This is a genomic window from Pseudonocardia xishanensis (genome assembly GCF_039541715.1).
Taxonomy (GTDB): domain Bacteria; phylum Actinomycetota; class Actinomycetes; order Mycobacteriales; family Pseudonocardiaceae; genus Pseudonocardia; species Pseudonocardia xishanensis.
Map to the genome: position 1 here is coordinate 34,539 of NZ_BAABGT010000070.1, position 14,069 is coordinate 48,607.

Genomic DNA, 14,069 nt, shown 5'->3' on the forward strand with positions numbered 1-14,069 from the left:
CCTATGCGGCGTTCTGCGCGTGTGGGGGAGCGTGTCACCATGGAGACATGTCCGCGCCGCTGAGCTCGCCCGCCACGCGGGTGGACCCTGCCGTCGACCCGGATACGGAGATCACGGGCGACACGCCCTGGCAGGCCATCGTGTGGAACGACCCGGTCAACCTCATGTCCTACGTGACCTACGTGCTGCAGAAGGTGTTCGGGTACCCGGAGCCGAAGGCCACCGCGCTGATGCTGGACGTGCACCACAAGGGCAAGGCCGCCGTCTCCAGCGGGGACAAGGACAAGGTGGAGGGAGACGTCGCGAAGCTCCACGCGGCGGGTCTCTGGGCCACCATGCAGCGCACGTGAACGGCTGGAAGAAGTCCGGGCGCGGTGCGCGGGCCAAGCTCGTGGCGACCCTCGAGGAGCAGGAGTCGACGGTCCTGCGCGGGCTGGTCGGCGAGGTCGTGCAGATGCTGGACGGGCGCGTGGCCGAGTCCCCCGCGGACGAGCTGGCCGAGCTGACGGGCATCCGTACCGGCCCCTCCACCCGGCCGGACGACCGCGTCCTGGCCCGGCTGCTGCCGGACTTCACCATGGAGGACGCGGACCTCGCCGCCGGCCTGCGCTCGCTGCACGAGCCCGCGTTGATCGAGGCCAAGCGGAGTGCCGCGGACACGCTGCTCGCCGGGCTGCCGCCGCGGGGCGGGCGGGTCGAGCTGTCGGTCGAGCACGCGGACGAGTGGCTGGCCGCGCTCAACGACGTCCGGCTGGCCCTGGGCACGGCCCTGGACGTCTCGGAGGACACCCCGGAGAGCTTCCCGGAGGACGACCCGAGGGGGCCGCACCTCGGGGTCTACCACTGGCTGACGTTCGTGCAGGACTCGCTGGTCCAGGCCCGCTCCCAGCTGCTCTGATTCACGATCGCGAACGGTTTCGCGGATCTCTGGGATTCGTGGGGGTCCCGCTGAGATCATCGGCGCGTGACCACACCCGGGCCCGGCTACTGGCGCCTGCTGGACTCCGCGCGGGAGGAGTACGTCCCCACCGCGGGCGGGGCGATGGTGATCGACCTGGACAAGGCCCGGGAGGCGCTGCGGCAGCTGAGGGCTGCGGCGGATCAGCTCTCTGACCTTCGTGACCGGTTCGCCTTGCCGAGTATCCAGGCGCCGGGTGCCGATGTGGTGAGCCGGAACGCCGCCGAACAGGCGAACCGCATGATCTTCGCCGGCCGCTACTACCTCCGCCGCTGGCACGAGGATCTGCTGGCCGGGATGGTGGCACTCGAGCAACAGATCGCCGGCTACGAGGCTGTCGATCGAGCCAGCTCCTCCCGCGCATGAGGGCGATTCAGCATCGGCTCGGGGTGGGGCTCGTCGCCGTTCTCAGCGGACTGGTGGCTTGTGCAGGACCTTCGCCCGTGCGTGTCGAATCCCCACAGCCCACTCAGCCCCCTGCGGGTCGTCCGGTGCCGGACCTTCCGCGCGAGATCGACGCGACCGGCATCTCGGCCTGTGCAATTCTCTCCAGCGAGCAACTCGTGGCCGTCCGGATGGACCCGGCCTCGGCGGAAGACAGCAGCGACCGAGTCGCCAGCTCATGTCGCTGGAGGTCAGCGGATCGCTACGAGAAGATGACGTTGATCGTGAACAGCGACTACGCCGTCGACCTCCTCTACGCGGCGAGTGACGCCGCACCGTTCTTCGAGGAGTTCGAACTACGAGGTCAGCCTGCCGCCAGGGAGGACCCACCTGACTCCAGCATCTGCACGATCTATGTCGTCCTGGCCCGGGACCAGTTGTTCACCGTCGAGTACAGCACCCAGGCCACCGACCGCCCGGTGCGGTCGTGCGAGGCGGCGGAGAGCACGGCCGGGCAGGTGATCGATGCGATCGCCGCACGTCGGTGACACGGGGAGGGACACCATGGGGGCGGGTGCCGAGGGGTACCGGACGACGAACGAGTCCTTCGGGATGATGCCGATGGCGAAGATCCGGGATCCGCTCCTGGCCGGGGGCGACACCGCCTCGCTCACGGCTGCCGCGGACGCCCTGGACGCGGTGGCGACCGGGCTGGCGACCGTGAACGACTCGTTGTCGGCCGTCGAGCGGTCGTATGCGGAGGCGCACCAGGGGGACGCCGCCGAGCAGACGAAGATGTACCTGCGGAAGCTGGGCGAGCCGGGGCGGGTGGGCGCGCTGACGTTCACCGGCGCCGCCCGTGCCCTCCGCGCCCAGGCGGACCACTACGTCGCGGCCCGCGCTCGGCTGGAGAGCCTCGACCCGCCGTCGGGCGGCGGGATCCCGGTGCGCACGGTGATGGAGGTCGCGCAGAAGCAGCGGCGGCTCGAGGCCGCCGAGATCGCGACCGGCTACCAGGCCGACTCCAACGCCACCATCACCGCGTTCGAGTCCTTCGCGCCGATCTCCCTGCCGACCCCGGACGGTCGAGCGGCCACCGTGCCGGAGGTCGTGTGGCCGTCCACCGGCGGCCCGGTGGTCGGGCTCGACCCGGCGAGCACGTCGGCGGCTCCCGGGTCCGGGGCGGGTCCGGGGCACGCAGCCGTCCCCGCCGCGCCGATGGTTCCCGGGGCGGACGGTGGCGACCCGGGGAGGGCGGCGGTCGCTCCGACGGGAGGGGCGTCGACCGGGGCCGGTCCGGGACGTCTCGCCGGGCCGCGGTCCGGTGCGGATCCCGTCGGCCTCGCCGAGATGCCGGCCACAGGGGCAGCGGGGACGGCCACGCGGGCCGGGATGACCGGGGCTACCGGCTCCGGCCTCCCAGGGGCAGCGGGCGCTCGGGCGGGCGCCGTGGTGCCCGGGGTCCGCGCGCCCGGGGTCGGGCCCTTTCGGTCGGGGACGAGGTCCCCGGCATCCGCTGGTTCGGCGTCCGGGACACCGGGCGGCGCGGGGCAGCGCGCGCCGGACCGCGCCTCGATCCCGCGCTCGCCGGGCGGCGTACCGACTCCGCGCTCGACGGATGGCGCCTCGGCACCGCGCTCGTCCGGCCCGCGGTCCTCGGGCCCCGCGCCGGAGCAGGGCGGTGTCCTGCGGCCCCGCCCGGCGGGAGCGGGGGAGCCGTGGACCGGCGGGCGGGGTGCCGCGGGGCCGGGTGGAGCAGCAGGTGAGCGGCTCGGAGCGGCGCGGCCGCTCGGGGAGCGGGCGCCGGGGTTCGCCGGGGTCGAGGAGAACCCGCGGGCGGGTACGGGGGCGCGGCAGGCGTCGTCGTCACATCTGCCGTTCGTGCCCGGTGGGGCGGCCGGGACGCGACCGGGGGAGTCCAGGGCGCGGCCGGACTGGCTGGTCGAGGACGATCCGGAGGGGGTGTGGCTCGGGGAGGTGCCGCCGTACGGACCACCGGTGCTCGGCCGCGACGTGTGAGCCTGGTCGGGCGGGTGTGCTCTTGTCGGGGGTGTTACGTAGGCTTGTCCCGTGCTCGTCATCCGGAAGGATCTCCTGGAGGAGATCGTCGCCCACGCCCGCCGGGACCATCCGGACGAGGCGTGCGGCGTCATCGCCGGACCCGAGGGCTCGGACCGGCCGGAGCGCTTCATCCCGATGCTGAACGCCGCGCGGTCACCCACGTTCTACGAGTTCGACTCGGGTGACCTGCTGCGCCTCTACCGGGACATGGACGCGCGGGACGAGGTGCCCGTGGTGATCTACCACTCGCACACCGCGACCGAGGCCCACCCGTCGCGCACCGACATCTCCTACGCCTCCGAGCCCGAGGCGCACTACGTGCTGGTCTCCACCCGCGACTCGGCGGAGACGAACCACACGGGCCACGAGTTCCGGTCGTTCCGGATCGTCGACGGTGTGGTGACCGAGGAAGAAGTTCAGGTCGTGGAGACTTATATGTTCGCGCACACCGGCGCGGACGACGTCCCCGACCTGGGCTGAACCGTCCCCGTCACCCCGCTCACACGATTCGATCAGGAGTACCGAAGAACCATGGCCGTCACCGTCTCCATCCCGACCATCCTCCGCACCCACACCGGCGGCGAGAAGGCCGTCGAGGCGAAGGGGTCCACCGTCGCCGAGGTGATCGAGGACCTGGAGTCGCGCCACAGCGGCCTCAAGGACCGCCTCCTGTCGGACGGCAAGCTCCACCGCTTCGTCAACATCTACGTCGACGACGAGGACGTCCGCTTCGCTGGTGGCCTGGAGGCCCCGGTCAAGGAGACCTCCACCCTGACCATCCTGCCGGCCGTCGCCGGCGGCATGCGCTGACCTGAGCACCCGGGCCCATCCATCCGGGCCCACTCTTGGAGGAGCGATGGCGCGCTACGACTCGTTGCTGCAGGCCGTCGGGGACACCCCGCTGGTCGGTCTGCCGTCGCTGTCGCCCGCGGAGAACGTCCGGCTGTGGGCCAAGCTCGAGGACCGCAACCCCACCGGCTCGATCAAGGACCGGCCCGCGCTGGCCATGATCGAGAAGGCGGAGGCGGACGGGCTGCTGAAGCCCGGCTGCACGATCCTCGAGCCCACCTCCGGCAACACCGGGATCTCGCTGGCCATGGCCGCGAAGCTCAAGGGTTACAAGATCGTCTGCGTGATGCCGGAGAACACCTCCGAGGAGCGTCGCCAGCTGCTCACGATGTACGGCGCGCAGATCATCTCCTCACCTGCCGCGGGCGGGTCGAACCAGGCTGTCGCGATGGCCAAGGAGATCGCCGCGGACAACCCGGACTGGGTCATGCTCTACCAGTACGGGAACCCGGCGAACGCGGACGCGCACTACCGGACCACCGGCCCGGAGATCCTCCGCGACTGCCCCGAGATCACGCACTTCGTGGCGGGCCTCGGGACCACGGGCACCCTCGTCGGAACTGGTCGGTACCTGCGCGAGCAGAAGCCGGACGTGCAGATCATCGCGGCGGAGCCCCGCTACGGCGAGCTGGTCTACGGCCTGCGCAACCTCGACGAGGGGTTCGTCCCGGAGCTCTACGACCCCAGCGTGCTCACCGGCCGCTACTCGGTCGGCAGCTACGACGCGCTGCGCCGCACCCGCGAGCTCGTGGAGAAGGAGGGCATCTTCGCCGGCATCTCCACCGGGGGGATCCTGCACGCCGCCCTCGCGGTCGCCGAGAAGGCCGCGGGCTCGAACGAGACCGCGGACATCGTGCTCGTGGTGTGCGACGGCGGCTGGAAGTACCTCTCCACCGGCGCCTACTCCGGCGAGCTGGACGAGGCCGCGGAAGGCATCGACGGCCACCTCTGGGCCTGACGACCCGCGCCACGGCCTGTCGACCGGGCCCACCATCCGGCGTGATCGACAGGCTCGTGTGCCGGTCACCCCACGTGCGCGACCGGCGGGGTCGCGGCGACCTCGCTCCGGCCGGCGCGCACCAGGACCAGGATCAGCGCGGTGCCGAGCAGCAGCAGGGCGGCCGCCCAGGCGAAGGCGACGACGTAGCTGTGCACCGCCGCGTCCATCACCTGTGCGGGATCGGTGATCGGGTGCTCGGCGATCCAGCTCGCCGCGGCGGTGGTCGCGATGGTGTTGAGCAGGGCGGTACCCAGGGAGGCACCGACCTGCTGGGTGGCGTTGAGCACCGCCGACGCCGCACCCGCGTCCTGGTTGCCCACCCCGACCAGCGCGAGGCTCGCCAGCGGGACGAAGGACAGCCCGAGACCGAGCCCGAGGACGAGCTGGGCCGGGAGCAGCAGCGTGAGGAACGAGCTGTCGACGGTGATCCGGGTGAGCAGCACCATCCCCGCCGCCGCGACGAGCCCGCCCGCCACCATCAGCGGCAGGGGCCGATCCGCGGCATGAGCCTGCTCGCCAGACCCGCCGCGACGAGCACCCCGCCCGTGACCGGCAGCGACGCCAGCCCCGCCTCCAGCGGTGTGTAGCCCAGCACGATCTGGAAGTAGAACGTGAGGAACAGGAACGCGCCGAGCAGGCCGGCGCCGACCAGCGTGGAGAACAGGTAGGCGCCACCGCGGTCCCGCTGGACCAGCAGCGCCAGCGGCACCAGGGGGTGCGTGGACCGCGCCTCGATCGCCACGAACGCCACGAGCAGCACCACCGCGACCCCGAAGCTGCCCAGCGCCCACGCCGAGGACCACCCGTCCTCGCCGGCGCGGGTGAACCCGTAGACCAGCGCGACCAGCCCGGCGGTCACCGCGACCGCGCCGGGGACGTCGTACCGGGTGTCCCCGTCCGCCCGGCTCTCCGGCACGAAGACCAGCGCCAACGCCACGGCGACCACCGAGATCGGGATGTTGACCAGCAGGCACCAGCGCCAGTCCGCGTACTCGGTGAGCACCCCGCCGAGCACCAGCCCGACCGCCGACCCGCCACCCGCGATCGCCCCGAACACGCTGAACGCCTTGGCCCGCTCGCCGGGCTCGGTGAACAGCACCGTGAGCAGGGCCAACCCCGCGGGCGCGAGCAGCGCGCCGAAGATCCCCTGCAGGCCGCGCGCGGCGAACAGCATGATCGCGTCCTGCGCGAGCCCGCCCAACGCCGAGGCGAGCGCGAACCCCAGCGCACCGACGACGAAGGTGCGCTTGCGCCCCCAGTAGTCCGCGATCCGGCCGCCGAGCAGCAGCAGCCCGCCGAACGCGAGCGTGTACGCCGTGACCACCCACTGGCGGTCCGCGTCCGAGATGACGAGGTGGGCCTGCGCCTGCGGGAGCGCGATGTTCACGATCGTGGCGTCCAGCACCACCATGAGCTGGGCCAACGCGATGACGAACAGCGCGGCCCAGCGGCCCGGGTGCGGGGTGGGGGCGGACATGGTGGGGCTCCAGACGAGAGGGCTCGGGGCTCCGCGACGCCGGGGAGCGCGATCGCCACCATCCTGCCAAGGGGGTCCGACGGTTCCGGTTCTCAGCCTGCTCACGGCAGAGTGACACCGTTCGCCAGTACATTCGACGGCATGGCCCTGCCGCAGGTCCCCTCGCCGACACCGCCGCGCACCATCGCCCGGATCATCCCGCCGCATCCGCTGCGGGCCGCGGTGATCATGCTGATGTTCACCGCAGCCCTCTACGTGCTGGAGGCCGTCGACCAGGCCACCGGCGAGACCCTCGACGACGACGGCATCATCGCCCGCAACGTCGACGGGCTCTGGGGCATCGTCTGGGCCCCCCTGCTGCACGGCGGCTGGTTCCACCTCTGGGCCAACACCGTGCCGTTCCTGGTGTTCGGCTGGCTCGCGATGGCGGGCGGGCTGCGGCAGTGGATCGGGGTCACGGCCCTCATCTGGGTCGGCAGCGGGCTCCTCGTCTGGCTGACCGCCCCGAGCCTCAGCTCGACCATCGGCATGTCCGGCGTGATCTTCGGCTGGCTGCTGTTCCTGCTGGTCCGCGGCTTCTTCGCCCGCTCCGGCAGGCAGATCGCGCTGGGCGTGGTCCTGCTGCTGTTCGAGGGTGGGATGCTGTTCGGCGTGCTCCCCGGCACCCCCGGGGTCTCGTGGCAGGCCCACCTGTTCGGGGCGCTGTTCGGCGTCCTGGCCGCGTGGATCGTCGCACGGGCCGACCGCCCCGGAACCCGCACGATCACCGTCTAGGAGCCCCGTGAGAGACGCCCCCATCGGCATCTTCGACTCCGGTGTCGGCGGCCTGACCGTCGCGCGCGCCGTGATCGACCTGCTCCCCGCCGAGCGGATCGTCTACGTCGGCGACACCGCGCACGGCCCGTACGGCCCGCTGAAGATCGCCGACATCCGCGGGCACGCCCTCGCGGTCGGGGACGATCTCGTCGAGCGCGGGGTGAAGCTGCTGGTCATCGCGTGCAACACGGCGTCCGCGGCCTGCCTGGCGGACGCCAGGGAACGCTATCCGGTGCCCGTCGTCGAGGTGGTCCTACCCGCCGTCCGACGGGCGGTGGCCGCCACCCGCAGCGGCCGGATCGGCGTGATCGGCACGCAGGCCACGATCGCGTCGGGGGCCTACACGGACTCGTTCGCCGCCGCCCGGGACATCGAGGTCACCGCGGTGGCCTGCCCGCGGTTCGTGGACTTCGTCGAGCGCGGGATGACCAGCGGGCGGCAGGTGCTCGGCCTCGCCCAGAGCTACCTCGAGCCGCTGCAGCGGGCGCAGGTGGACACCGTCGTGCTCGGCTGCACGCACTACCCGCTGCTCGCGGGCGTGCTGCAGATCGTGCTCGGCGAGGACGTCACCCTGGTCTCCAGCGCGGACGAGACGGCCAAGGACGTCTACCGGACCCTGCTGCAGCGCGACCTCGCCCGCGAACCCACCGACCCGCCGCCCGCGCCGCACGAGTTCCTGGCCACCGGCGACCCGGAGCCGTTCCGCCGGTTGGGCCGCCGGTTCCTGGGTCCGGAGATCGCGAGGGTCGGGCAGGTCGGGGCGGGGGCGCTCCGGTAGCGTCGAAAACGTGATCGGCGCGCTGGAGATCGTGGCCTACGTGGCCGCCGCGGCGGTGGCGGTCTACGGGATCGTCACGACCCTGCGCAACCGTCCGCCGGACCGGACCCACCGCCTCGCGGTGGGGGCGTTCGAGGCCGTCCTGGTCGTCCAGGCGGTGATCGCCGCGGTGCGGGTCCTCGGCGGGGTGACCCTGCCCGAACAGTCGACGTTCCTGATCTATCTGCTGGTCAGCGTGTGCGTCATGCCGATCGCGCTGCAGTTCGCCACGGCCGAGCCGACCAGGTGGGGCGGCACGGTGATCGCGGTCGCGGCGATCGGGACCGGCGTGGCGGTCTGGCGGCTGCACGGGTTGTGGGTGGCCGGTGCCTGAGCCCCGGCCCACGTCGAGCGGGCCCGGCCGCGTCCTCGTCGCGGTCTATGCGATCTTCGCCCTGTCCGCCACGGCGCGGGCGCTCGTGCAGATCGTCGGTCGCTTCTCCGAGGCGCCGGTGGCCTACCTGCTGTCGCTGCTCGCGGGCGTCGTCTACATCCTGGCGACGGTCGGGCTCGCCGGGCGCGGACCCGCGTACCGGCGGCTGGCCTGGGCGGCGGTCGGGTTCGAGCTGGTCGGGGTGCTCGTCGTCGGCACCCTCACGGTCCTCGACGCGGGCGACTTCCCGGACGACACGGTCTGGTCCTTCTACGGCCGCGGCTACGGGTTCATCCCGCTGGTACTGCCGTTCGTGGGGCTCTGGTGGTTGCGGCGCACTAGGGTCCCCGGTCCATGAGGCTCGTGGTGCTGGGGTGTTCCGGCAGCGGTCCGGGACCGGACTCGCCCGCGTCGGGATACCTCGTCGAGGCGGGTACGACTCGGCTCGCGCTGGACCTGGGCAACGGCACGTTCGGCGCGCTGCAGCGGGTCCTGGACCCCTGGCTGCTCGACGCCGTCGTCTTCAGCCACCTGCACCCGGACCACTGTGCGGACTTCTCGGCGCTGTCGGTGTGGCGCCGCTACCACCCGAGTCCCCCGGCGGGGGTGGGCGCGCTGCCGGTGTTCGCGCCCGCGGAGGCCGCGGAGCGGTTCGCCGCCGCGTACGCACCGAACGCCGCCCAGCGGACCACCGCCGAGTTCGACGGGATCCTCGGGTTCCGCACCCATGTCTCGGAGGTCGCGGTCGGGGAGGCGGTGCTGCGCACCGCGGCGGTGGACCATCCCTGCGAGGCGTACGCCCTGCGCGTCGAGCACGGGGGGCGGAGCCTGGTCTACAGCGGGGACACCGGGCCGTGCGCGGGGCTGGTCGAGCTGGCCCGGGGCGCGGACGTCCTGCTCTGCGAGGCCTCCTGGCCGCATTCGGACGCCATGCCCTCCGGGGTGCACCTGTCCGGCAGGCAGGCGGGGGAGCACGCCGCGGCCGCGGGGGTCGGACGGCTGCTGCTCACCCACGTCCCGGCCTGGACCGATCCGCAGGCCGTGCTGGCCGAGGCGGAGGCCGCGTTCGCGGGGCCCGTCGAGCTGGTGCGGGCGGGCGGGGAGTACGAGGTCTCGTAACCTGTCGGGGTGACGCGAGCAGACGGCAGGACCGACGACGAGCTGCGCCCCGTGCGCATCACCCGTGGCTTCCAGAAGCACCCGGCCGGATCGGTGCTGGTGGAGTTCGGGGACACGAAGGTGCTGTGCGCGGCCAGCGTGACCGAGGGTGTGCCGCGCTGGCGCAAGGGATCCGGGCTGGGCTGGCTGACCGCGGAGTACGCGATGCTGCCCTCGGCCACCAACACCCGCTCCGACCGGGAGTCGGTGAAGGGGCGTGTCGGCGGGCGGACACACGAGATCAGCAGGCTGATCGGCCGGTCCCTGCGCGCCTGCATCGACCTGAAGGCGCTGGGCGAGAACACGATCGCCCTGGACTGCGACGTGCTGCAGGCGGACGGCGGCACCCGGACCGCCGCGATCACCGGCGCCTACGTGGCCCTGGCGGACGCGGTGAGCTGGCTGGGCGAGCGGAACAGGCTGGCCGACCCCAAGCCGTTGTCCTGCCAGATCGCGGCGGTCAGCGTCGGGGTGGTGGACGGGCGGGTGCGGCTGGACCTGCCCTACGAGGAGGACTCGCGCGCCGAGGTCGACATGAACGTCGTCGCGACGGACACCGGCACCCTCGTCGAGGTCCAGGGCACCGGCGAGGGCGCGACCTACACGCGCGGCACGCTGGACGCGATGCTGGACTCCGCGCTGGCCGGGATCGAGGAGCTCACCCGGCTGCAGCGGGAGGCGCTGTCGTGAAGGTGCTGCTCGCCACCCGGAACGCGGGCAAGCTCGTCGAGCTGCGGCGGCTGTCCTCGGGCGCGGGGATCGAGGTGCTCGGGCTGGCGGACGTCCCCGAGTTCCCGGAGGCGCCCGAGACCGGCGCGACCTTCGCGGAGAACGCGCTGGCCAAGGCCCGCGACGCCGCGCTCGCCACGGGGCTGCCCTCCGTGGCGGACGACTCGGGGCTGGCCGTGGACGCGCTGAACGGGATGCCGGGGGTGCTCTCCGCCCGCTGGAGCGGCAAGCACGGGGACGACCTCGCCAACCTGCAGCTGCTGCTGGGCCAGCTCGGGGACGTGCCGGACGAGCGCCGCGGCGGCGCGTTCGTCTGCGCGGCCGCGCTCGTGGTGCCGGGCGGGTCCGGTGTGGACGGCGAGACCGTGGTGCACGGGGAGTGGCGCGGGACGATCGTGCGCGAGCCCCGGGGGAGCAACGGCTTCGGCTACGACCCGATCTTCGTCCCGGAGGGGGAGAAGCGGACCAGCGCCGAGCTGAGCCCCGAGGAGAAGGACGCCGCGAGCCACCGCGGCCTGGCCTTCCGCGCCCTCCTGCCGTACCTCGCCGAGCTCGCCTGACGCCGGCGGGGTCGGTTCGCCCTGGGCGCCCGGTCGGCTCGGCGGGGCTCGACCCGGCGCGGTCGATTCGGCGCTTGCTCAGTCCGTCGGGTCGTCCTCGGCGAGGACACGCCTGGCCACCGCGAACGCGCTGTTGGCGGCGGGGACGCCGCAGTAGATCGCGCTCTGCAGCAGCACCTCCACGATCTCCTCGCGGCTGAGCCCGTTGCGCAGGGCGGCGCGCAGATGCAGCTCCAGCTCGGCGAGGTGGCCGTGCGCGACGAGGGCGGTCAGCGTGATCGCGCTGCGCATCCTGCGGTCCAGGCCGGGCCGGGTCCAGATCCCGCCCCACGCGTAACGAGTGATCATCTCCTGGAACTCGCCGGTGATCGTGTCCGCCCGCTCCAGCGACGCGTCGACGTGCGAGGCGCCCAACACCTCACGGCGGACGGCGAGGCCCGCGGGATCGAGGTCCAGCTCGCGCTTGTCGGTACTCACGAGCCGCACCGTAACCGTGCCGGTCCCCCCGGCCCGCACCCCTTCCGCCGTCCGGAAGCGTCACCCGCGATCCCGACACCCCGGCGCCCGAGCCCGACCCAGAGCCCGCGATCCCGACCCCAGCGCGGGCTCTGGGGTCGGACTCGCGGGGGGCGGGATTGCGGGGTCGGTGGTGGGGTGGTGGGTGTGACGGAGGCCGGGGTGGTGTGGTCGGTACCGTCGGGGCGATGAAGCGGTGGCGACCGGTGCTGGCCGGGATCGGGGTGCTCGCCCTGCTCGTGGTGGTCGTCGTCGCGGTGCGGCTCTACGGCTTCCCCGGCGTCTCGGACCTGCGGCGGATCACGGCCGAGGCCGGTCCCTGGGCACCGCTGCTCTTCCTCGGGCTCCAGGCGGTGCTGTGCGTGGCGCCGGTACCCCGCACGGTGTTCACGGTGGCCGCGGGCGCGTTGTTCGGGACCGCCGTGGGCCTGCTGGTCACCCTCGCGGCCACGACGGCGGCCGGGGTGATCGCGTACTTCCTGGTCCGTGCGACGGGCGGGCGGCTCGTGGAGCGCTACGTCCGCGGCTCCGCGGTCCACTGGGCGCGGCGCAGGCTCGACCACCACGGCGTCCTCGCGGTGACCTCGATGCGGCTGGTCCCGCTCGTGCCCTTCGCGGCCCTCAACTACGTGTGCGGCCTGTCCGCGGTACGGTTCGCGCCGTACCTCGTCGGCACGGTCGTGGGCATCGTCCCCGGCACGGTCGCGATCGTGGTGCTGGGCGACGCGGTGACCGGCAGGCCCTCACCGGGCCTGATCGCGGTCTCGGTGGTGTGCGGCCTGATCGGCCTGGCGGGCATCGTCGTCGCCGCCCGCAGGCCCCTCCCGGAGGAGGAGCCCGCGGCGGCGAGGTAGTGCCGGCGGCGGGATTCGAACCCGCACTGACGGGATCCTAAGTCCCGGCTCTCTGCCAGTTGGAGTACGCCGGCCTGCTCCTTTTGCGGTTCCGCCCCGCCCACGTCTCAGTGATCGCGTGGCAGTTCGGACACAGAATACGGAGGTTCTCCAGCCTGTTGTCGGTGTGGTCGCCGTTGACGTGACCGAGTTCGAGCGGCAGCGGCCTACCTCACCAGTCGGGCGACCCTGCGCCGGCGTTTGATCGCCGCCGAGCCACGCGCCCACGCCTGCCCCGTGCAGTGCGACGTGTCCAGTCCCAGGCGCCGAATGTGGCCCGACACCGCGCGGAACATGCCGCCGTTGGGCGTGTACCCGAGCCGGCGCAACACGCCGTGCACGGTCTGCTCGGCCGCGACCGCGGCCACGAGTTGCTCGTCCGTGTAGCGCCGTCCAGTAGGCGGTGATCCTGCCGTCGCGCGGGGATGTGCGTGCATCGATCCGGAGACGCACGATGTGCGCGCGGAGGACGTCGTACTTGCCCGGGAGGATCCCGAGCCGTCGACAGACCTCCGCCGACGTCCTGCTCGCGGCGACCGCCTCGATCAGCTGCTGGTCCGTCCATCTCCGTGCTCGGGGCATGCCCGCACGCTGGGAACCACCACCGACACGACGGCGCCGGCCGGCGAGGTTATCCACAGGCCTCAGATCTTGAGGTCCTTGCGGAGCTTGGCGACGTGGCCCGTGGCGCGGACGTTGTACTGCGCGGCTTCGATCCGGCCCTCCTCGTCCACCAGGAACGTGGAGCGGATGACGCCGGTGACCGTCTTGCCGTACATCGTCTTCTCGCCGAAGGCGCCCCACTCCTGCAGGACCGTCTTGTCCGGGTCGGACAGCAGGGGGAAGGTCAGCCCCTCGGCGTCCCGGAACTTCGCGAGCTTGGCGGGCTTGTCGGGGGAGACGCCGAGGACCTCAATGCCCTCGCCGTTCAGCTCGGCCAGGTTGTCCCGGAAGTCGCAGGCCTGCTTGGTGCAGCCCGGGGTGGAGGCGGCCGGGTAGAAGTAGACGATCACCTTGCGGCCGCGGTACTCGGCGAGCGAGACGGGCTTGTCGTCGGCGTCGGAGAGGGTGAAGTCCGGGGCCTGGTCGCCCACGGCGAGACGGGTGGTCATCCCCCGATCCTGGCACGCCCGCCGCGCTGCCCCGAACGCCCTCGTCTACGGTGTGGCGCAAGTGAGTCCCACCCGAGAAGGAGTGTGTCGTGGCCCGCGACCCGGAGAACATCCAGCAGGAGATCGAGAAGACCCGGGACGCGCTCGCCGCCAGCCTGGACGCGCTGACCGACCGCGCGAACCCGAAGCGCTTCGTGGACACCGGCAAGGCGCAGGTCCAGGAGAGGCTCGCCGACCCGAAGATCAGGTACGCGCTGATCGGCGTCGGCGTGATCCTCGCCGCCGCCGTGCTGAAGAAGCTGTTCTCCTAGACGAGTAATTCCTAACGGCGTGGCTGCCGGGGATATGGCAGGAGGGTGTTGAAGG

The 14,069-nt window shown here is 72.6% G+C and carries 22 protein-coding genes and 1 tRNA gene; 17 read left to right on the plus strand and 6 right to left on the minus strand.

Annotation, left to right across the window (positions count from 1 at the left end; translation table 11 throughout):
* Positions 1 to 47: 47 nt before the first annotated feature.
* The 8 genes from clpS (at position 48) to ABD993_RS22860 (ending at position 5,210) form a co-directional block, all read left to right on the plus strand.
* Positions 48 to 350, plus strand: a complete 303-nt coding sequence (gene clpS, locus ABD993_RS22825; protein WP_345422049.1) for an ATP-dependent Clp protease adapter ClpS — start codon at positions 48 to 50, stop codon at positions 348 to 350.
* Positions 347 to 898 carry a DUF2017 domain-containing protein gene (locus ABD993_RS22830; protein WP_345422051.1) on the plus strand — a complete coding sequence of 184 codons (552 nt, stop codon included), beginning with the start codon at positions 347 to 349 and terminating at the stop codon, positions 896 to 898. The genes clpS and ABD993_RS22830 overlap by 4 nt, the downstream gene beginning before the upstream one ends.
* Before the next feature lie 66 nt (positions 899 to 964).
* Entirely contained in the window at positions 965 to 1,324 is a 360-nt protein-coding gene (locus ABD993_RS22835; RefSeq protein WP_345422053.1) for a hypothetical protein, read from the plus strand.
* Positions 1,321 to 1,890 (plus strand): DUF3558 family protein, encoded by a 570-nt coding sequence (locus ABD993_RS22840; protein ID WP_345422055.1) that lies wholly within the window; start codon positions 1,321 to 1,323, stop codon positions 1,888 to 1,890. Before ABD993_RS22835 ends, ABD993_RS22840 begins: the two co-directional genes overlap by 4 nt.
* Positions 1,891 to 1,906: 16 nt before the next feature.
* Positions 1,907 to 3,361, plus strand: a complete 1,455-nt coding sequence (locus tag ABD993_RS22845) for a hypothetical protein (protein WP_345422058.1) — start codon at positions 1,907 to 1,909, stop codon at positions 3,359 to 3,361.
* Positions 3,362 to 3,412: 51 nt separating this feature from the next.
* Positions 3,413 to 3,883, plus strand: a complete 471-nt coding sequence (locus tag ABD993_RS22850) for a M67 family metallopeptidase (RefSeq protein ID WP_345422061.1) — start codon at positions 3,413 to 3,415, stop codon at positions 3,881 to 3,883.
* 51 nt (positions 3,884 to 3,934) lie between these two features.
* Entirely contained in the window at positions 3,935 to 4,213 is a 279-nt protein-coding gene (locus tag ABD993_RS22855; RefSeq protein ID WP_345422063.1) for a MoaD/ThiS family protein, read from the plus strand.
* A gap of 46 nt (positions 4,214 to 4,259) precedes the next feature.
* Complete coding sequence (locus ABD993_RS22860; RefSeq protein ID WP_345422066.1) at positions 4,260 to 5,210, plus strand: PLP-dependent cysteine synthase family protein; 951 nt, start codon at positions 4,260 to 4,262, stop codon at positions 5,208 to 5,210.
* 65 nt (positions 5,211 to 5,275) lie between these two features.
* Here ABD993_RS22860 and ABD993_RS22865 read toward each other — a convergent pair whose 3' ends face one another.
* The gene (locus tag ABD993_RS22865; RefSeq protein WP_345422069.1) at positions 5,276 to 5,731 is read right to left on the minus strand and encodes an MFS transporter; all 456 of its coding nucleotides are present in this window, start codon (positions 5,729 to 5,731) and stop codon (positions 5,276 to 5,278) included.
* On the minus strand, positions 5,731 to 6,729 hold the full coding sequence (locus ABD993_RS22870; RefSeq protein ID WP_345422072.1) for an MFS transporter: 999 nt from the start codon (positions 6,727 to 6,729) through the stop codon (positions 5,731 to 5,733). The genes ABD993_RS22865 and ABD993_RS22870 overlap by 1 nt, the downstream gene beginning before the upstream one ends.
* A gap of 141 nt (positions 6,730 to 6,870) precedes the next feature.
* Between ABD993_RS22870 and ABD993_RS22875 the strand changes: the two genes are divergently transcribed.
* From ABD993_RS22875 to rdgB, 7 genes are read left to right on the plus strand one after another with little or no spacing between them, the layout of a single operon-like run.
* Positions 6,871 to 7,503 (plus strand): rhomboid family intramembrane serine protease, encoded by a 633-nt coding sequence (locus ABD993_RS22875; RefSeq protein WP_345422075.1) that lies wholly within the window; start codon positions 6,871 to 6,873, stop codon positions 7,501 to 7,503.
* A gap of 7 nt (positions 7,504 to 7,510) precedes the next feature.
* The gene (murI, locus tag ABD993_RS22880) at positions 7,511 to 8,323 is read left to right on the plus strand and encodes a glutamate racemase (protein WP_345422077.1); all 813 of its coding nucleotides are present in this window, start codon (positions 7,511 to 7,513) and stop codon (positions 8,321 to 8,323) included.
* A gap of 10 nt (positions 8,324 to 8,333) precedes the next feature.
* Positions 8,334 to 8,696, plus strand: a complete 363-nt coding sequence (locus ABD993_RS22885) for a hypothetical protein (protein ID WP_345422080.1) — start codon at positions 8,334 to 8,336, stop codon at positions 8,694 to 8,696.
* Positions 8,689 to 9,093 carry a hypothetical protein gene (locus tag ABD993_RS22890; protein WP_345422082.1) on the plus strand — a complete coding sequence of 135 codons (405 nt, stop codon included), beginning with the start codon at positions 8,689 to 8,691 and terminating at the stop codon, positions 9,091 to 9,093. Before ABD993_RS22885 ends, ABD993_RS22890 begins: the two co-directional genes overlap by 8 nt.
* Positions 9,090 to 9,854, plus strand: a complete 765-nt coding sequence (locus ABD993_RS22895) for an MBL fold metallo-hydrolase (RefSeq protein WP_345422085.1) — start codon at positions 9,090 to 9,092, stop codon at positions 9,852 to 9,854. The genes ABD993_RS22890 and ABD993_RS22895 overlap by 4 nt, the downstream gene beginning before the upstream one ends.
* Positions 9,855 to 9,863: 9 nt before the next feature.
* A complete protein-coding gene (rph, locus tag ABD993_RS22900) occupies positions 9,864 to 10,583 on the plus strand; it encodes a ribonuclease PH (RefSeq protein ID WP_345422088.1) in 720 nt (239 codons plus the stop codon).
* The gene (gene rdgB / locus ABD993_RS22905; RefSeq protein ID WP_345422091.1) at positions 10,580 to 11,182 is read left to right on the plus strand and encodes an RdgB/HAM1 family non-canonical purine NTP pyrophosphatase; all 603 of its coding nucleotides are present in this window, start codon (positions 10,580 to 10,582) and stop codon (positions 11,180 to 11,182) included. Before rph ends, rdgB begins: the two co-directional genes overlap by 4 nt.
* Positions 11,183 to 11,260: 78 nt before the next feature.
* On the opposite strand, the gene ABD993_RS22910 is transcribed toward rdgB, so the two are convergent.
* Positions 11,261 to 11,659, minus strand: coding sequence for a carboxymuconolactone decarboxylase family protein (locus tag ABD993_RS22910; protein WP_345422094.1), 399 nt, complete (start codon positions 11,657 to 11,659; stop codon positions 11,261 to 11,263).
* Positions 11,660 to 11,886: 227 nt separating this feature from the next.
* Between ABD993_RS22910 and ABD993_RS22915 the strand changes: the two genes are divergently transcribed.
* Positions 11,887 to 12,552: a TVP38/TMEM64 family protein gene (locus tag ABD993_RS22915; protein WP_345422097.1), complete on the plus strand. Its 666-nt coding sequence runs from the start codon at positions 11,887 to 11,889 to the stop codon at positions 12,550 to 12,552.
* Here ABD993_RS22915 and ABD993_RS22920 read toward each other — a convergent pair.
* The 3 genes from ABD993_RS22920 to bcp all read right to left on the minus strand — a co-directional run bounded on the left by ABD993_RS22920 (position 12,553) and on the right by bcp (position 13,703).
* A tRNA-Leu gene (locus tag ABD993_RS22920) sits at positions 12,553 to 12,626 on the minus strand.
* Between the two features lie 132 nt (positions 12,627 to 12,758).
* The gene (locus tag ABD993_RS22925; protein ID WP_345422099.1) at positions 12,759 to 12,959 is read right to left on the minus strand and encodes a hypothetical protein; all 201 of its coding nucleotides are present in this window, start codon (positions 12,957 to 12,959) and stop codon (positions 12,759 to 12,761) included.
* Positions 12,960 to 13,235: 276 nt separating this feature from the next.
* On the minus strand, positions 13,236 to 13,703 hold the full coding sequence (bcp, locus tag ABD993_RS22930) for a thioredoxin-dependent thiol peroxidase (RefSeq protein WP_345422102.1): 468 nt from the start codon (positions 13,701 to 13,703) through the stop codon (positions 13,236 to 13,238).
* 89 nt (positions 13,704 to 13,792) lie between these two features.
* Here bcp and ABD993_RS22935 point away from each other — a divergent pair, with 89 nt between their 5' ends.
* On the plus strand, positions 13,793 to 14,014 hold the full coding sequence (locus tag ABD993_RS22935; RefSeq protein WP_345422105.1) for a DUF3618 domain-containing protein: 222 nt from the start codon (positions 13,793 to 13,795) through the stop codon (positions 14,012 to 14,014).
* Positions 14,015 to 14,069 lie beyond the last annotated feature (55 nt).